This window comes from Corynebacterium dentalis, assembly GCF_900232865.1.
Taxonomy (GTDB): domain Bacteria; phylum Actinomycetota; class Actinomycetes; order Mycobacteriales; family Mycobacteriaceae; genus Corynebacterium; species Corynebacterium dentalis.
Map to the genome: position 1 here is coordinate 141701 of NZ_OCTS01000003.1, position 17606 is coordinate 159306.

At 58.2% G+C, this 17606-nt stretch carries 15 protein-coding genes and 1 riboswitch; of the genes, 7 read left to right on the top strand and 8 right to left on the bottom strand.

The window, feature by feature from the left end; translation table 11 throughout:
* Positions 1 to 18 precede the first annotated feature (18 nt).
* Positions 19 to 957 (top strand): oxygen-dependent tRNA uridine(34) hydroxylase TrhO, encoded by a 939-nt coding sequence (gene trhO, locus CS919_RS03735; protein ID WP_099298154.1) that lies wholly within the window; start codon positions 19 to 21, stop codon positions 955 to 957.
* Here the strand turns inward: trhO and purT are convergent.
* Positions 944 to 2155: a formate-dependent phosphoribosylglycinamide formyltransferase gene (purT, locus tag CS919_RS03740; RefSeq protein ID WP_099298155.1), complete on the bottom strand. Its 1212-nt coding sequence runs from the start codon at positions 2153 to 2155 to the stop codon at positions 944 to 946. The two genes, trhO and purT, sit on opposite strands and share 14 nt — an antisense overlap.
* An 11-nt stretch (positions 2156 to 2166) precedes the next feature.
* Complete coding sequence (locus CS919_RS03745) at positions 2167 to 2940, bottom strand: MerR family transcriptional regulator (RefSeq protein WP_099298156.1); 774 nt, start codon at positions 2938 to 2940, stop codon at positions 2167 to 2169.
* 83 nt (positions 2941 to 3023) lie between these two features.
* Here CS919_RS03745 and CS919_RS03750 point away from each other — a divergent pair, with 83 nt between their 5' ends.
* Positions 3024 to 3434, top strand: a complete 411-nt coding sequence (locus tag CS919_RS03750; RefSeq protein ID WP_099298157.1) for a Rieske (2Fe-2S) protein — start codon at positions 3024 to 3026, stop codon at positions 3432 to 3434.
* Here the strand turns inward: CS919_RS03750 and CS919_RS03755 are convergent.
* From CS919_RS03755 to CS919_RS03765, 3 genes are read right to left on the bottom strand one after another with little or no spacing between them, the layout of a single operon-like run.
* The gene (locus tag CS919_RS03755; protein ID WP_200818334.1) at positions 3403 to 4518 is read right to left on the bottom strand and encodes an ATP-binding cassette domain-containing protein; all 1116 of its coding nucleotides are present in this window, start codon (positions 4516 to 4518) and stop codon (positions 3403 to 3405) included. The genes CS919_RS03750 and CS919_RS03755 overlap by 32 nt on opposite strands.
* Before the next feature lie 10 nt (positions 4519 to 4528).
* Positions 4529 to 5209: an energy-coupling factor transporter transmembrane component T family protein gene (locus CS919_RS03760; RefSeq protein WP_099298159.1), complete on the bottom strand. Its 681-nt coding sequence runs from the start codon at positions 5207 to 5209 to the stop codon at positions 4529 to 4531.
* Positions 5206 to 5952 carry a glycosyl transferase family 9 gene (locus tag CS919_RS03765; RefSeq protein WP_099298160.1) on the bottom strand — a complete coding sequence of 249 codons (747 nt, stop codon included), beginning with the start codon at positions 5950 to 5952 and terminating at the stop codon, positions 5206 to 5208. The genes CS919_RS03760 and CS919_RS03765 overlap by 4 nt, the downstream gene beginning before the upstream one ends.
* A 207-nt stretch (positions 5953 to 6159) precedes the next feature.
* Positions 6160 to 6319: riboswitch (cobalamin riboswitch) on the top strand.
* 28 nt (positions 6320 to 6347) lie between these two features.
* Here CS919_RS03765 and metE point away from each other — a divergent pair.
* Positions 6348 to 8630, top strand: coding sequence for a 5-methyltetrahydropteroyltriglutamate--homocysteine S-methyltransferase (gene metE, locus CS919_RS03770; RefSeq protein ID WP_099298289.1), 2283 nt, complete (start codon positions 6348 to 6350; stop codon positions 8628 to 8630).
* A 128-nt stretch (positions 8631 to 8758) separates the two neighbouring features.
* Positions 8759 to 10297, top strand: a complete 1539-nt coding sequence (locus CS919_RS03775; protein ID WP_099298290.1) for an SDR family oxidoreductase — start codon at positions 8759 to 8761, stop codon at positions 10295 to 10297.
* Here CS919_RS03775 and CS919_RS03780 read toward each other — a convergent pair.
* The gene (locus CS919_RS03780; RefSeq protein WP_099298161.1) at positions 10294 to 10500 is read right to left on the bottom strand and encodes a hypothetical protein; all 207 of its coding nucleotides are present in this window, start codon (positions 10498 to 10500) and stop codon (positions 10294 to 10296) included. The two genes, CS919_RS03775 and CS919_RS03780, sit on opposite strands and share 4 nt — an antisense overlap.
* Positions 10501 to 10790: 290 nt before the next feature.
* Between CS919_RS03780 and CS919_RS03785 the strand changes: the two genes are divergently transcribed.
* On the top strand, positions 10791 to 11015 hold the full coding sequence (locus CS919_RS03785) for a hypothetical protein (protein ID WP_099298162.1): 225 nt from the start codon (positions 10791 to 10793) through the stop codon (positions 11013 to 11015).
* Between the two features lie 65 nt (positions 11016 to 11080).
* Here the strand turns inward: CS919_RS03785 and CS919_RS03790 are convergent, their stop codons facing one another.
* Positions 11081 to 12043, bottom strand: a complete 963-nt coding sequence (locus CS919_RS03790; protein WP_099298163.1) for a nucleoside hydrolase — start codon at positions 12041 to 12043, stop codon at positions 11081 to 11083.
* Between the two features lie 19 nt (positions 12044 to 12062).
* Between CS919_RS03790 and CS919_RS03795 the strand changes: the two genes are divergently transcribed.
* Positions 12063 to 12686: a TetR/AcrR family transcriptional regulator gene (locus CS919_RS03795; protein ID WP_234990795.1), complete on the top strand. Its 624-nt coding sequence runs from the start codon at positions 12063 to 12065 to the stop codon at positions 12684 to 12686.
* Here CS919_RS03795 and CS919_RS03800 read toward each other — a convergent pair.
* On the bottom strand, positions 12683 to 14308 hold the full coding sequence (locus CS919_RS03800) for an AMP-binding protein (protein WP_099298165.1): 1626 nt from the start codon (positions 14306 to 14308) through the stop codon (positions 12683 to 12685). The genes CS919_RS03795 and CS919_RS03800 overlap by 4 nt on opposite strands.
* A 477-nt stretch (positions 14309 to 14785) precedes the next feature.
* Between CS919_RS03800 and CS919_RS03805 the strand changes: the two genes are divergently transcribed.
* Positions 14786 to 17551 (top strand): CRISPR-associated helicase/endonuclease Cas3, encoded by a 2766-nt coding sequence (locus CS919_RS03805; protein WP_099298166.1) that lies wholly within the window; start codon positions 14786 to 14788, stop codon positions 17549 to 17551.
* Positions 17552 to 17606: the final 55 nt, after the last annotated feature.

Here is a 17606-nt window from a genome sequence, read left to right on the forward strand (position 1 = left end):
GGACTAATATCTTCAGGCATGGCAACCACCGCGACCGACATCCTGGAATCCCGCATCCTGCTGTATTACTGTTTCACTCCCATCGAGGATCCCGTGGCAGTGATGCTCTGGCAGCGCACCTTGTGTGAGCAGCTCGGTCTGACCGGCCGCATCCTGATCAGCAAGCACGGCATCAACGGCACGGTCGGTGGTTCGCTGGGCAACTGCAAGCAGTACACACGCAAGACGCGAGAGTATCCCGGCTTCAAGAAGATGGCCTTCAAGTGGTCTGAGGGCAGCGCGAAAGATTTCCCCAAGCTTTCGGTCAAGGTCCGTGACGAGATCGTGGCGTTCGGGACCCCCGATGAGTTAAAGGTCGACGCCAACGGTGTGGTCGGCGGAGGCGTTCACCTCAAGCCGGAAGCTGTGAACAAACTGGTGGAAGAGCGCGGCGACGAGGTGGTCTTCTTCGATGGACGCAATGCCATGGAAGCGCAGATCGGCAAGTTCAAAAACGCGATTGTCCCTGATGTGAACACCACGCATGACTTCATCAAGGAGATCGAGTCCGGTAAGTATGACGATCTCAAGGACAAGCCCCTGGTCACGTACTGCACGGGCGGCATCCGTTGCGAGATTTTGTCTTCGCTGATGAAGAACCGTGGTTTCCAGGAGGTCTACCAAGTAGACGGTGGCATCGTCCGCTACGGCGAAAAATTCGGCGACCAGGGCCTGTGGGAAGGCTCGCTGTATGTCTTCGATAAGCGCATGCACATGGAGTTTTCCAACGATGCCAAGCAGCTGGGCCATTGCAAGCACTGCGAGGCCCCCACAAACCTGTTCCACAACTGTGTCAATGAGCAGTGCCGTAAGCAGACGCTAGTGTGCGATGACTGCGCGTCCAACCCCGCCACGGCTCACTGTGGCTCCGAGGAGTGCGCCCAGGTGGGCGCACAAGTGGCAGCTAGCTCGGGTTAACCTTCACACGCTCTGCTGCCGAAACGGCACGTTCGCGCCCTTGGGCAACGTCTTCGGCGGTAGAGATGGCCACGCCCATTCGGCGTCGAGAAAAAGATTCCGGTTTACCGAACAACCGCACGTCGGTCTCGGGGACACTCATCGCATCGGCCAGGCCGCTGAAGGAGACCGGACCGTCGCTGTCCACGCCGTAGATCACGGCGGAAGCGCCCGGGGAGACGAGCGTCGAATCGATGGGCAGTCCGAGAATCGCACGGGCGTGGAGATCGAACTCGCTGAAGCGCTGGGTGGCCATGGTGACCATGCCGGTATCGTGCGGGCGCGGGCTGACTTCGGAGAAGTAGACGTCATCACCCTTGATGAACAGCTCCACACCGAACACTCCCCTGCCGCCCAGCTCGTTGGTGATGCGGGCGGCCACGCTGCGGGCGTTATCCAGCGCCGTCTCGCTCATCGCGGCGGGCTGCCAGGATTCCACGTAATCGCCCCGGTCCTGGCGGTGGCCGATGGGCTCGCAGAACCAGGTGGCATCGCGGTCGGTTTCCGGGTCGATGGAGCGGATGGTCAGCAGCGTGATTTCGTAGTCAAAGGGGATGAACTGCTCCACGATCACGCGCTGATTGCTCACGCGTGCGCCGGACATGGCGTACTCCCACGCACCGGAGAGTTCGTCCGCGTTCGCTACGTAGCTCTGCCCCTTGCCGGAGCTACTCATGATGGGCTTGACCACGCAGGGATATCCCACTTCTTCCGCGCCTTGGTATAGCTCGTCGTAGGACGAGGCATAGGCATAAGCGCTGGTAGGAAGTCCGAGCTCGTGGTAGGCGAGATCGCGGATGCCTTCGCGGTCCATGGTCAGCCGAGCCGCGCGGGCGGTAGGGATGACGGTGGCCAACCCCTCCTCTTCGATGCGCTCTAGCTCCTTGGTGGCCAGCGATTCGATCTCTGGAACCACAAAGTCCGGGCGCACGCGCTCCACCAGCTCGCGCACCTGCTCCCCGTCCGTCATGTCCAGCACGTGAGCGTAGTTCGCGGTGTGGTGAGCAGGTGCGCCCTCGTAGCGATCGGCCGCGTGCACCTCAACGCCCAGTCGCTGCAAAGCAAAGGTCACTTCGCGTCCGAGCTCACCCGAACCGAGCAGCAGCACGGTGGTGGCATTGTCAGACAGCGGGGTTCCAACGGATTCCGGGGTGTACATGGGGTTATATGTTACCCCCAGGGGACGTTGTTCAGGTCTACCCCGTGCGCCTGAGCGTTCGCTTCTACGATTTTCAACAGGTATTGAGTCTTGTACCGATAGGTCGCAGCGAAGCGCTCGTCGTGCACGTACATCCGGGCCAAGATGACTTGTTTGGCGTACGAGCAGGGGTACCAGCGGTCCACCGTGTCCTTATGCCTTTCTGCCAGTTCGTTTGCGCGGTTGCTTCCTGGTTCGACGCCTTCCTTCTCCGCGGCCACCAATTCTTTAGCCAATTGCTCATTGGCTTCCTTTGTAGCTGCCCAATCGACTTCCGTCATGGACTTCATCGCCTGTTGGGACTGTTCCCATTCTTGGGTATCGCCCCAGCGCTTCTCGGCCTCCTGCTGGTATTTCGGATCCCAATCAGTTCCTAGAATTTTCCTCATTTTGTCCGTTGTCATATTCTCCTCTTGGAGATCGAGCAGATTATCAACTGCAAGCATCATGCGATGCACGCTGTCGAGCCTCTGCGTGAGTAGATGTTTTTGCCGAAGAAGATGCGTTCGGAGATTTTCGCCACCATCGAGTACCTCTGCGATCTGATTCAATGGCATCCCTGCTTCTCGATACATGAGAATCAGCTGGCCTCGCTTCAAGTCCTCGAGGGTGTAGAGACGATAGTTTCCGTAGGTTCGCCATCCCGGAGATAGCAGCTCGATATGGTCCCAGTGGTGCAGCGTACGGACGCTGACCCCGAGATACTGTGCCGCTTCACCGACGGTGCACTCATCTTGTTCCGACATGACTCCAGATTCTTCAGCGTGACGCAGCGTGAGGGTCAAGGCCTGATTGGAAAACCCCCGCTGACAGGGCAATAATGAAAACTATGAGCGCTCACCCTACTCCCTGCTCCCGCCGCCAGTTCTTCCGCGGAGTTGCCCTCGCCACCGCCGCTACCGCCTCCGGCGCCCTCCTCGCTGCATGTGCAGGCGAGGAAGTGGTGGCCAAGGCCTCCAAGACGGACATCCCCGTGGGTGGCGCGACCATCATCGACGGCTGGGTCATCGGCCACCCCGCTGAGTCCGAGTTCACCGCCTTTTCCACTGCCTGCCCCCACGCGGGCGGAACGATCGACAAAATCGAGGACTTTCAGGGCACCACCGTGGCTACCTGTCCGAAGCACTACTCCCGCTTCGACGTTTCCACCGGCGACGTGGTGGACGGTCCCTCCCGCAAGCCCCTGACTGCGGCGAAGTCCGTGTCCGTCAGCGGCGATTCTGTGGAAGTGACAAACTAACGTCGCTAACCCGCCCGGCGAATTCCGCATCGTGGCAGGTCCACAGCACGGCCCGGTTATCTTGGTCCGCGTAGGCGCGCATCACTCGTGCCAGCCACCCGTAGCCTGCGGTATCTAGTCCCACGGTCGGCTCGTCCAGCAGCAGCACCTGCGGTTTCCGCGCCATTGCGCACGCCACCAGCAGCATGCGCCGCGCCGAGGCCGGCATGTCCAACGGATGCTGCTCCGCGTACTGTTCCAGTCCCACAAACTCCAGCGCTTCGCGTCCGGCCTTCTCCCCCGCCCCCTGCGAGACCTCTCGCAGAGCGGTGCGCTGCGTGATGGACTCGTCCAGTGGCGTGGGCGCCCAGCCCGCGCTGTTCACGTCGATGGTCCCCGCGTAGTCCAGCAGCCCCATCGCCGCCATGAGCAGGGACGTTTTGCCGCAGCCGTTGCGCCCCGCCAGGTGTGTCACCGTCCCCGCGCGCACCTCGAGATCAATCGGCCCCACCTCGTGTGCCCGACGTATCCGCACGTCCTCGGCCCGGAAAACTACCTCGCCAATGCTTTTCGCTTCACCGCATTCCCCGCGCGGCACCTCGTCCGCCCACGGCTTTAACTCGCCATCGAAAGTGAGGGTCAGGTGGGAGTTAGCGTCGGAAAAAAGGGCTCCACACACGCGGTCATACACGGTGACCTCGCCCGGAAAATCGCGCAATGTGGCGCGCAACGTCTCCACGGAGTCTGCGTCCAACCCATCCGTGGGGCAATCCAGAACCAGCGCGTCCGGCCTGGTCAGCAACGCCGCAGCAATGGCCAAGCGCCGTGTCTGACCCGTCGACAGCGTGGTCGGATCCTGCCCTGCTGCCTCCCGCAGGCCCCACAGCGTCAAGGCTTCCTGGATCCTCGTCCGCATCGTTTCCTTTTCGACGCCACGCTGCTCCATCCCCACCGCCAGCTCTTCCTCCACGGTAGAGCGCAACAGCGTGATGTGGGCGGAGGCATTATTGCCCACCCACGCGGCACCGGTGGATTCCGCCAACTGCCAGGCGTGCTCCGATAATCCCGTGCCCGAGGGCGCCCAAATATGCGTAGTGACTGTCACGTGGCTCATCCTAAATGAGGATCGAGACAAGTACGGCCAGGGTGACAGCCAGCGCTGCCCAGCGCAGGACCTTTTCCACAGTTCTGTCTGACACGTCGTGCAGCACGGTTCGCGGCCCTGGGGTGCCCACACCTAGACGCTGCAACGGCCGGGAGCGCTGAGCTGCGTCATCCACCAGCCCCACGATCAGCGGTAGCACCATGTTCAACTTCGCCTTAAGCGTGGAGGTATCGATCCCCCGCGACTGGTGCACTTGGCGAATGTTCTGCAGACGATTGCGCGCGATGGGATACAGCCGCGCCGTGGAACCCACCACGTACAGCATCGGCGCTGGCACCCGCGGCTGCAGTGCAAGCATGAGCCGATCCAAGTTCACCAGGCTCATGCCCGCCAACGCGACCATCGTCACCGCCAGAAACCGCAGACCCAAGTGCGCGGCCACGCTGAGGCCGTCACGAGTCACAATCCACCAACCCGGCTCGTTGCCGAACGGCGCGTAGATCAGCACGAATCCGAGGCACGCCGGAATGCCGATGGCAAGAGCTGCGGGCAGGGAGCGCCTTGACGCCGAGAAAAGAAGAGAACACACCGTGACCAGCGCAATCACTGCCGCGGACAGCATCCACGAATCCACGGCCAGCACAATAATCGCTGTGCAGGCCGCGAACGTCAGCGGAGTGAGAGGGTTCATGAATCGGCGGCGAACGTCTTTCGGGTGCGTTGTGGCAGGGCGCGGATGACCAGCCAAATGACGCTAAACACAATCAGCTTGTCCAAAGGATCAGACGTCCAGGATTGCAGGAATACGGCGAAGAGGGTGTCGAAGCCCAGCGAGCGATAGAAGCTCACCAGCAGGCCCGTGCCCGTGCCCGCGGTGCCACCGAAAATGAACGAGGCGATCGGCGCGGAAAGCAACGCGGTCACGAATCCCACCAAGACCGCGGCCAAGGCGATGCGCCACCACGATCCCTTCCACCAGCGGCGCAAAAGTCCTGCCGCCGCACCCACAAACGCATAGGCCGCAGCGAATGGCACGACGGTGGGGTTAAAAGTGCCCCACACCAGCGCAGACAGCACACCCGTGACCAATCCCGCAGCGGGACCAGCCAGCGCGCCCACCAGCACTGTTCCAAAGGAATCGAAGTACAGCGGCAGCGGCAAACCCATGGTGCCTACTACCTGACCCACCACGATGTTCAACGCCAAAGCCACCGGCAGCAGCGTCAAGGTACGCACAGGAAGCCGAGGGATCACGGCGATAAGCGCCAGGATCGCCGGCAGCACAAAACCGACCAAAGCGATGGTCGAGCTGCGGGAATCTGCGAGTGCGCCCCAGTCTGAATCGGTGGGCTGGGTCAGCACGAGGTAGAGCCACGTGGCGGCGATGAGCACGCCGGAGATGATCAGCAGCGCGCGGGAGATAGTGGGTGACATGGCGGTGTCCTTGCGGGTTCGTCGCGGGGGTCGCTAAAAGAATGCCCCTATGTCACCTCGGGGCCGGAAGTAATTCGAGTGTAATCGTGCGCTAAACCTGCGGAAACGTCAAATTTCTGGAGCACAGGTTTGACAGACCGAGCTGTCTAGTGTTTGCTCTTGTGTAGCAACCGGTTCACGCCGAACTGGTCCACCTTCTGGAGCCCCGGACAAGGTGAGAGGCCTGGCGTGAACACTGCAGGGGAATCCGGTGAGAATCCGGAGCTGTCCCGCAACGGTATGCGCATGCCTTTTGCTGCCGGGGTGTATTTCCTCGCCGTAATTCCGTGCGTTAAGTCCGAATGCCTGCCGGCTGCATCAAGAACACGAAGTCGACTGACGAGGATCAGACACACATGACTATTCATGCAACTATCGCCGGGGTTCCACGCATTGGCCCTGATCGCGAGCTCAAAAAGGCACTCGAAGGCTACTGGAAGGACAATTCCACCGGTCGCCATCTCGCCTCCACAGCCACCCTGTTGACCAACAACTACACGGACGCCGCACTGTCCGCAGGTCTTGATTCGGTGGCCTTTTCCGGACGTTCTTTTTACGACGCCACTCTGGACACCTCCGCTCTTCTCGGAGTTCTTCCAGAGCGCGTCCAAGACATCGCGGATCACGATAATGACGGCCTGCCCGCCTTCATCGACCGCTACTTCGCCACGGCCCGCGGAACCTCGGAGCTCCCTGCTTCCGCGATGACGAAGTGGTTCGACACGAACTACCACTACATCGTGCCAGAGCTGTCTGCTTCCACCACGTTTAGCTTGGAAGATTCCGCGTTCCTGCAGGACATCGCTGATCAGGTCAACCGTGCGGGCACCGCGGTGCGCCCCGTGCTGGTGGGCCCACTGACGTACCTCAGCTTGGCGCGCACCACTGATGGCTCTTCTGCGCTGGATCACCTGGACGAGCTGTTTGCTACGTACGCTCGCTTGCTGCCGCGTATCGCTGACCGCGGTGTGGAGTGGCTGCAGCTGGATGAGCCAACTCTGGTGACTGAGATTGATCCTAACGTACTGGAAAAGGTACGCACAGGCTACAAAAAGCTGGCTGCAGCATCCAACCTGAAGTTGCTGGTGCAGACCTACTTTGGTGATGGAGATCAGGCCATCAAGGCTCTGTCCGGTACGGGCGTGCAGGCGTTTGGCGTGGACGTGGTCTACGGCGGAGCTGAATTGCCTTCGTGGAACGGTGAAGAGCTGCTGCTGGTGGGCGTGGTGGATGGCCGTAACGTCTGGCGCACCGATCTGGATGCTGCGCTGGAGACCTTGCGTGGTTTGGCGGAACGCGGACCAGTTGCCGTGTCCACGAGCTGTTCTCTGCTACACGTGCCGTACAACCTGGACCGCGAGACCCGGTTGCGCGCGGAGCACCCCGATGTGGTGGAGTGGCTGGCCTTCGGCACTGAAAAGATCCAGGAAGTGGCAGTTCTTTCCCGCGCCCTGCGTGGCGAGGCGACCGACGCCGACGAGCAGGCTCTGGAAGCTTCCCGCAAAGCGATTGCTGCTCGCGCCGAGTCCCCACTGACCCACAACGCCGAGGTCCGCAAGCGCGCCGAGGCCATCACTGAGGCCGATCGCCACCGCGATCCTGTGGCCCAGCGCCGCGAGGCCCAGCTTTCGGCACTGGATCTGCCGCCGCTGCCGACGACAACGATCGGCTCGTTCCCACAGACCCAGGAGATCCGCGCGGCTCGCGCGAAGTTCCGCAAGGGTGACATCGACGCCGCCGCCTACGATCAGGCAATGAAGGACGAGGTCGCTGATGTGATCCGTCGCCAGGAACAGCTGGGCTTGGACGTGCTGGTGCACGGCGAGCCGGAGCGCAACGACATGGTGCAGTACTTCTCCGAGCAGTTGGAGGGATACCTTTCTACCGAGTTCGCGTGGGTGCAGAGCTACGGTTCCCGTTGCGTGCGCCCGCCAATCATCTTTGGCGATGTGCACCGCCCCGAGGCCATGACCGTCAGCTGGTACCAGGTGGCGCAGAACCTCACGGACAAGCCGGTCAAGGGCATGCTGACTGGCCCCGTGACCATGCTGGCCTGGAGCTTTGTGCGCGATGATCAGCCGCTGGGCACCACTGCAGATCAGGTCGCGTTGGCCTTGCAGGACGAGATCGATGACCTCGTTGCTGCCGGTGCGCAGATCATTCAGGTAGATGAGCCTGCCATCCGCGAGCTGCTGCCGCTGCGCAAGGAGGATCAGCCGGAGTACCTCGAGTGGGCCGTGGGCAGCTTCCGCTTGGCCACTGCGTCTGCTCCTAACGAGGTTCAGGTGCATACTCACATGTGCTACTCCGAGTTCAACGAGCTGATCGATACTGTCAGCAACCTGGACGCAGACGTCACCAGCATCGAGGCAGCCCGCAACGGCATGCAGGTCCTCGAGGCTCTGAAGGACGCAGGTTACGAGCTGGGCGTGGGTCCCGGCGTGTGGGATATTCACTCCCCTCGCGTACCTGCGCAGAGCGAGGTCGACGAACTACTATCCGCAGCGCTGGACAGCGTTGATCCGCGCCTGCTGTGGGTCAATCCGGACTGCGGTCTGAAGACTCGCGGTTGGGATGAGACCACCGCTTCCCTTGAGGTCTTGGTATCGGCAGCGCATAAGGCTAGGGTCCGCGCCTAATCCGATCCGCCGAATTTGGCTCCGTGCAGATTTGCTAGCCCTGATCTCTGTGACATCGTTGGCGACGCTTGCGGTGAGGAGTCCAGACTGTGCCCCCCTTGTGCAGCAATGTGCATAGGGTGGGGTACATGTCCCAAGAAATGAAAACTACTGTTGACCACACTGCTTCTCATCCCAATCGTCGAATCCTCGTGACTGGAGCAACTGGTTATGTCGGTGGACGCGTTGTACCAGAACTACTCGCTGCTGGATTTACTGTTCGGACCACATCACGACATCGAGACAGCCTTAAGCGCTTTCAATGGTTCTCTGACGTGGAGGCTGTAGAAGTTGACCTCACAGATCCGCACAGCGTCGCCGAAGCGGTCAATAATGTAGATGTGTTGCTCTACCTCGTGCATTCAATGGGGGCCGGCGAGGAAGATTTCGAGAAAACGGAGGAGAAGACCGCTCGGAATATCGCTTCAGAGGCCGCAAAAGCCGGCGTCCAGCAGATCGTGTACCTTTCCGGACTTCACCCCCGGGATAAACCGTTGGAAGAACTGTCCAAGCACATGCGCTCCCGTGAACGGGTAGCCCGGATTTTGCTCGAATCCCCTGTCCCGGCAATCATCCTACGAGCAGCTACTCTCATTGGTTCAGGTTCTGCCTCCTTCGAGATAATCCGCCATCTCACGGAAAAGTTGCCCGTGATGGTCGCCCCTCAATGGATTAATAACAAGATCGAACCACTGGCGATCCGAGATGCCCTCTACTACCTAGTCAACGCAAGTGACTTGGATGAAGCCGTCAATGAGCCTCTTGATGTGGGCAATGGTGAAGTACAGACATTCGCGGACTTGCTTCGTGGCTACGGCTCAGTTCAGGGTTATCGCCGGCTCATTGGGGCCATACCCATCCCTCTGCCCATGGATAAGTTATCTGGTATGTGGATTGGTCTAGTCACTCCAGTACCTTCCAATCTAGCTATCCCGCTTGCCCAATCAATGGCTGAAGATGCTGTCACTGAGGATCACCGGATCGCCGAGTTCATCCCCGATCCGCCCGGAGGCTTCACAAGCTATAAGGATGCGGTGAAGCGAGCCCTGAAACGGGAAAAGAGTGGTGATGTCATTACCTCGTGGTATCAGGGTTGGAAGAACCAACCACACCCCGAGGATTCTTATCCGACAGACCCAGATTGGGCCGGGGGCAGGATCTACCGAGATGTCCGAACCGAGAACACGGATCTGTCCCCAGAAGAAGTCTGGCCTATTATCGAGGGTATCGGCGGTCCCAACGGATGGTATTCAGCGCCGCTACTGTGGAAAATCAGGGGCTTACTGGACAAGCTCGTAGGAGGCCCAGGGCTCGGAGGCCGCCGCGATCCACAACGTTTGAGCATCGGCGACAGGGTCGACTGGTGGCGCGTAATGGAAATTGACCGGCCTCATCGCTTGGTACTGCGAGGAGAGTTTAAGGTCGATGGAAGCGCGTGGCTGACGTTGGAACTTCAACGACGTTCCGAAGGCGGAAGCCACTATATCCAGCGAGTCGCCTACGTCCCCCAAGGTTTCCAAGGGCGGCTTTACTGGTGGGCCGTCTACCCGTTCCACACATTTATATTCCCTGTGATGCGGCGCAATATTCTTAAGGCCGCATCACAGCGAGCGAAGGCTAGGAACTAGTTATCAGATCCGGTGAGGTTGGTGCCACCCTCGGACTGATCGAGGAATTCCCACTCACCGTCGATATTGGCTTCAAGACCCCAACCTAGAGAGTCATCAGCCTTGGACTGATCCTTGAACCAGTCGTATGCCTTCTCGTTGGATTCTAAATCGGCTGTCTGAACAACATTCTGTTCTGCATCAAGAATGCGGTACTGAGTCATTGCAATACTTCCTTACTATCCCTTTTGGGTGTCGGAACATCTGAGGAGTACCCCTGTGGGGCACCTCAATCCATTGTGCATTAAAGCAGACAGTCCTTGCAGGGGCGGATGACATGGACTCCCATTAATGAAAGCGATTGCTCCTAGAGCGCCACAAGGACACAATCCATAAAATATGGTCGACACTTCTGGACTTCGCCCCAACCTCCCTGTCGAACCCCAGCTGGAGGTCGGGCAGAAAACCCTCATGGCGGACAATTGCGCAGGCACCAACGCCGAAGATACCCAACGTGGATTCCAAGGATTACAGCCACACCGCATCCATGTGGATCTGGGGAGCACTCACAGTTGGCTTGATCGAGCTGGTCGACGCATGGCGGGGAGTCCGCTCACTCGGCGGCTTGGCTATCAGCATCGCCGTGATCCTGATTTATTTGCTCCCCGAACTGCTGTCGCTGACCACGGCTTCTGCCGTGCTATTCATGGTTCTGTTCCTCGTCCACGGGTTCAGTTGAAAGAGCTCTCTAGCGATGACGGTGAAACACACCCGCGAGAGCTAAACGCCCCGCCCACCCGGGTATCAGCTATGCAGCTCGCGGTCCAGAAGATCCAGCACATTATCCGCATCAATAGCCGTCAGCACCTGGGCGTTAGCTGGCCGGCCCCAATAGCTGCCGTCCCAATCCGCGACCGTCGTACCCCTCATCAGCTCGGAGTCTGCTTCCACATCCACCGTTGCCGGACGCAGCCAATGGCCTATCTGCAGATGAAGCGCCTCGGCAAGCATCACTTGAGCCGCAGCCAAGTCATGGATCTGCGCCTTATACCCCACCCCAACGGATTGATGAAACTCGAAATAGAAGGTAGTGGCATCGGATAAAAGATCAACCAATTCCGCACGACGAAGGGGAAGATTGGCCAACATCGGACGCAGACGATCAGGGGTCAAAAGAACCTGCTCTGTGACGTTGAGAGGGCAAATTCGTGGCGCCGGAGCACCCGCGGGCCACTGCTCGAGCACATGTTTGAGGGCGTGCGGATCGACCCACGCGTTCCACTCGGCGGACGGAGTAGTGTTACCAGGATAACTAAATGCGCCCGTCATGAACGTCACCTGGCAGTTCTCCAGCAGCCGTGGCGCATGATCTAAAACGTAGGCGATGTTAGTCGCAGGACCGGCTACCAGCACGTGCGTCGGCGCGGCTTTGCGCCAGGTTTCCAGCAGACTGTGGCCCTTATCGGGCTCGTCCTGCGGTGAGTGATCCTGCCAATACCCCAGCCCACGCGGACCGTGCGTTTCCGGAGTAGTAGTCAAAGGTAAGTGGCGCGGAGCAGGCAATCCTGGAATCGCGCGTGCGGAAGAGCCCGTCATGCGCAGCACCGCGTTGGAGTTGCGTGCGGCATCGTAAACAGTGCAGTTTCCTGCAGAAGTAGTCACCGTCAGGTCGATCGCTCCACGCGCGTGCAAACTGCCCAGCCAGGCAAGAGCGAGGGCATCATCGATGCCGGTATCCACGTCAGCGATCACCACAGGCCTGTTCATGAACGCTAGGATACTGGCCATGACGAACGAACTAACCGATAGAGGGCAGGAGCGTCGCGATTCGATTCTGGACGCCGCGCTCACGGTGTTCGTCCGCGACGGCTACCACGCCACAAAGCTCACCGACATCTCGCGCGAAGCCGGCTGTTCCGTGGGTACGCTGTACACCTACTTCGAAAACCGCGAAGAGTTGCTGGCCGCCGTGTTACAGAAGGTGCAGGCGGAGATCGGGAACGCCTCCGATGAGCCACTGGAAGAAGACTTCAACCGCATCTCCTATGCAGACGCTCTCCGCGCCTCCAACCGCGCCTACCTCGTCGGGTATCGCGCAAATGCCAAGGTCATGGCTTTGTTGGAGCAAGCCGCTCACCTAGACGAGCAGATCTACGATCACCGGGTTGCGCGCATCCGCCGCTACATCGACCGCAACAGGCGAGTCATTGAGCAACTCTCCGAGCGCGGGGAAGTCTACCCGATCGCTGACCCGTTCATGTTCACCACCGCACTGTCGGTCATGATCTCCCGCTTGGCGTATTACACCTGGGTAGAGGGATTTTTCGACGACAGCGACGAGACACTAGAACGCGTCGCCAAGACCATCGACGATATTTGGTTCCGCTCGCTCGGGCTGAAGACGGACTAGCTGGTCACCGGCCGCACTTTGAGCTCCTTGCGCAGGATCTTGCCGGTCGCGGACTTAGGGATAGCATCCGTGAACTCGACCATGCGGACCTTCTTGTAGCCAGAGACGCGCTCGGAGACCCACGCCATGATCTCTTCGGGATCCAGCACGAGTGTCTGACCAGCGGAATCCGCCTGCGGGACGATGAACGCACGCGGCACTTCCTCGCCATCTTCGGGGCGGGTAAATCCCACCACGGCCACGTCTGAGATGTCCTCGCGTCCCAGTAGGAGTGCCTCCAGCTCGGCGGGTGCCACTTGGTAGCCCTTGTATTTGATGAGCTCTTTGGCGCGATCCACCACAAAGACGATACCGTTGGCGTCGTACTCCACCACATCGCCGGTGCGCAGCCAGCCGTCCTCGGTGAGGGTGTTGCGAGTGGCTTCTTCATTATTCAGGTAGCCGACCATGACTTGTGGCCCGCGGACCCACATTTCGCCTGCTGCGCTGCGCAGATCGCCCTGCGAAGGTGGAAGGATTTCCGGCAGGTCCGGCTGTGCAAGATCCACCACTTTGCATTCCGTATTGGCCACGGACGCGCCGATGGATTCAATTGGGGTGACTCCCCAGATGGAGTTGTGGGTCACGGGACTGGCCTCTGTCATGCCGAAGCCTTGCACCACGTGGACATTCAGGCGCTTTTCGACTGCGTCGGCGAGTTCGCGGGATAGCGGGGCGGCGCCGGATTGGATGTTCTTCAGCGCGGAGAGATCGTAGTTATCCACGATGGGATGCTTGGCCAGTGCCACGGCGATGGGCGGGGCGATAAACGAGAAGTCGATGTTGTGCTTTTGGTGTAGCTCCAGGAACTGCGGGAGATCGAACTTGGGGGCGGTGACCAAGGTGGCGCGGGCTGCCAGAGTGTTATTGAGCAGCACGTTCATGCCGTAGATGTGGAAGAACGGCAGCACGGCCATGACGGTGGAATCCCGCCGCAGGCCGACGGTGTCCAGCGCGGGAATGAGCTGAGCGATATTCGCGCCGAGGTTGCGGTGACTCAGCATCACGCCCTTAGGGTTGCCCGTGGTTCCGGATGAGTACGGCAGCGCCGCAATGTGGGTGGCTCCATTGATCTGCACCTCGGGAGGCTGGTGGCCTTCGGCGAGGAGTGACTGGAATGTGGTCACCTCTCCCGCAGGGGCAGTCAGGTCGATGACGTTGTCTTCGCTGATCCCCACTGCCTCGGCAGCCTGGAGACCTGCTGGGCCGAGCATTGAGGTGGTGATGACCAGCTTGGCCTGCGAATCCCGTAGCTGCTTTTCGATATCCTGTGCTGTCGCCAGCGAGGCCACGGTGGTGACGGTGGAACCGGCGCGGAGGATTCCATGGAAGACGACGGCAAACATGAGCGTATTCGGGCAATGCAGAGCAACCACGTCATGTGGCTGCACTCCGCGGGCTGTCAGCGCTCCCGCGAAGGCATCGATCATCGCTTTGAGCTGGCCATAGGTGGTCTCGCTGCCCGTGGCGCTATCGATGATGGCAATGCGGTTTTCATCTGCTGGATCGAGGTTCCCAAACAGGAGCTCATAGACAGAGCCTTCGGGAATAACGACGTTAGGGCGCGAGCTCTTGATGGGCATGGGTGACCTCCGGTGGGACCTGGCTGGGCTGGCGGGATTGCTGCGGTGGATATCAAGGTAGCCGGTTTAGTTTTGACTGGCTATCTAAATGCCGTTCACTTTATCCAAGACAGGCAAGGTAGGCGCAGGTTTGCGCAAATCGCCAGGCAGTCAAGAGACCTCACGATTTCCCAGCCCCAATTGACGGTAACTGCGTGCTGTACGTTTGGATTGCTCCCGAAACGCTTCGGGATGACCCATAGGTACTAACCGTTGGGAAATGCTCCCCGCTCACGCGGGGATAAAAAGACGGACTCTGCAGGAAAACCCATGCAGTTTTCGTCTTTTTGTTCGATTATCAGCCAATACAGCTGCCCTTCGTCTTAGGCCTAGGCAGAATGAAAGAAACTTGCGCAATACCGCTACGCAGACAACTTCCATCATCAATGTTTGATGAAAAGCTCCTACAATTAGAACCTAGTTCACAATTAAGGAAAAATGCCCACTCACCACTTACACCACTTTTGGGCCAAGACTATAGAACCGTCGGGCGAAGGCTTCCCTGTCGTCACACACAGTCTCGATGTCGCCCTCGTGTCTCACATTGCGCTGAACCAATTCGTCAGCTCTTCCAGACAAAACTCCATGTCAGAACGCTTCGGGATACCTATCGAGAAGGTTCTCAAGTTCGCTTGCGCTGTTCACGACTCCGGCAAAATATCCTCTTTTTTCCAGCAGAAGGTCGACCATCTCTTTCAACCACTTTCAGCTAGAGGTTTCCCCGAGGTGCCGATCGGCCAAACCAGCAGCGGTAATCCCCACTCACTCGTTGGAGGTTGGGCATTGCTGAAGTGGTTTGAAGAAAGTTCTCTACCAACCAATCGAAAATCAAAAAGAGGCTGGTTCGATATTGTCGGCGGCCATCATGGCCGCTTTGCCTCTGATGATGACTTCCAACGCAACTTTGGCTTCAAGTCCGAATCGACAATTTGGCATGATGCCCGCAACGAATTCTTCGACACCATGGTCGAGTCGCTTAAATTGACCCGGTCTGATCTTGAAAAATTGGCTGCCATCGAGTGGCAAGTTGATGACATTGTTCTAATAACCGCTCTAGTCATCGTTTCCGACTGGCTCGGATCGAACCAGTCATATTTTCCGCACGACCGGTGTGAAATCGACCAGCCGGAAATGCGATCTCATCGGGCTGAGGAAAGAATCCAATGGGGTGCCACATGGTCGCCCGGCGACAACCCCATGGAGGATTTCGCACATCGATTTGGATTGCCCAAAGGCACCAATCTACGACCGGTTCAAGCAAGCTTTTTGCAGATGGTTGCCGAAATGCAGGAACCAGGCTTGATCATCCTGGAAAACGAGACTGGAGGTGGCAAGACTGCCTCTGCTCTTATGGCCGCCGAACTGCTCGCCCATAAGTTCGATCTCCAAGGGATCTACTTCGGCCAACCAACCCAAGTGAATTCCAATGCCATGTTCACCCAAGTAGTCGACTGGATCAAGAGCGGCTATAAGGAAGGAAGGCTCCCCACAAACATGGTGTTAGCACACGGGAAGTCATCACTTAACTCTGAATACAGTGACCTTCTATCCGAAACCCGAATCAGTAAAATCTACGATGACCAAGACCCACATGCCGCAGCAGAAGCAAACTCCTGGTTCACTAATAATAAGAGAGGCCTACTGGGATCTATCGTCGTCGGCACAATCGATCAATTTCTATTTTCGGCACTGGCATCGAAACACGTCATGCTTCGACACCTCGGCTTAGCCGATAAAGTTGTAATCCTAGACGAAATTCACGCCAGCGATGACTACATGATCATGTACCTCTGCCGGGCCCTATTTTGGATGGGGCGCTATGGGGTGCCAGTTATCGCTCTGTCGGCAACCATTCCAGCAGAACGCAGGACAGAATTGGCAGAAGCCTACCGATGCGGGACGCGAAATAGGACCAAAAGAGTGCTTTCGCAGATCGATAAGTCAACCCTTGAAAATCCGGGCCTCTACCCACGCATTACCATGGTCACCAATCTCGACTGCCAGAGTATTAAAACACATACAGACGGCACCAAAAAAGTCACGCAGATCTCGTTTACAGACGGATGCCCATCTGAATTAGCCGCACGCATTACGGAAGAATCTGCTGATGGAGGATGCATAGCAGTCATTTGTTCCACAGTCACCAGGGCGCAAGAGTTCTATAGCGCCTTCAAAGAGCAAAGTCTCTCAGACGATGAACTTATGCTCCTCCATTCCCGATTCATGACAATTCACAGGGCACAGCGAGAAGCTGAATTAGTAGCAAAACTTGGTAGGAATAATGACCATCGCCCCCAGCGACTCATCGTGGTATCTACCCAAGTGATAGAGCAGGGCCTCGACCTTGACTTCGACCTCATGTATACGGATATTGCGCCGATTGATCTTGTCATTCAACGTGTCGGTCGTCTCCATCGGCACGAAGCAAATAATTCACTCAGGCCCATCACAATGACTACTCCCCGAGCGAACATCATGGGCGTGGAGTTTGCAGATGACACCGCCCCCAACTTCCCAAACGGGATCATTGCCGTCTACAGAGAATACCGTTTGCTCCTATCCACCTGGGCACTAAAGCAGCATATGAAGTCAACGAACGGTTCGCTCTCAAGTCCTCACGATATCGCCAATTTGATAGGCCAAGTTTACGATTCTCCTTTCGAAGAGTTGGGATTTCCGGAAGAATGGATGAGTGTCGTCGACAAAGCGAAAGAAAAAGAAAAAGAGTTCCGAACGCAACAAAGACTTCGGGCGAGTAATGCATTGCTCCCCTCCCCCGCGTCGAACATCGTGAGTAATTGGAGTGTGGTCATGACTCAAGCGGATGAAAACGACACTAGCCAAGTCCGCGATATCGACGAGTCCATTGAAGTCATTCTTGTACAGCAAATTGGCGGAAGGGTCTACCCTCTACACGATGCCGGTGAGGACTTTGCAGACTTCGAAGTAGATGGTGATTTTGCGTTGGATTACCCTATCGCACGGCACCTCGCCAGGTGCTCAGTCCGTATGCCTGGCTACCTCTTGAGAGACGAAGACATTGAGGAATTGGAGGCCGAAGGATCCTTCGGTGGTTGGCATAACACACCGATTCTCAAGCATCAACTCCCTCTTATATTGGATGAGAATCTACAGAAGACTCTCAGTCAGGTGCAGGTCACTTACGACCAAGAGGAAGGACTGCTGGTGACTAGAGTCCATTAAAAAGCAAAACCTTTCATTCAGATTATAAACAGTCCTCTCAGTCCCAAAATCATTA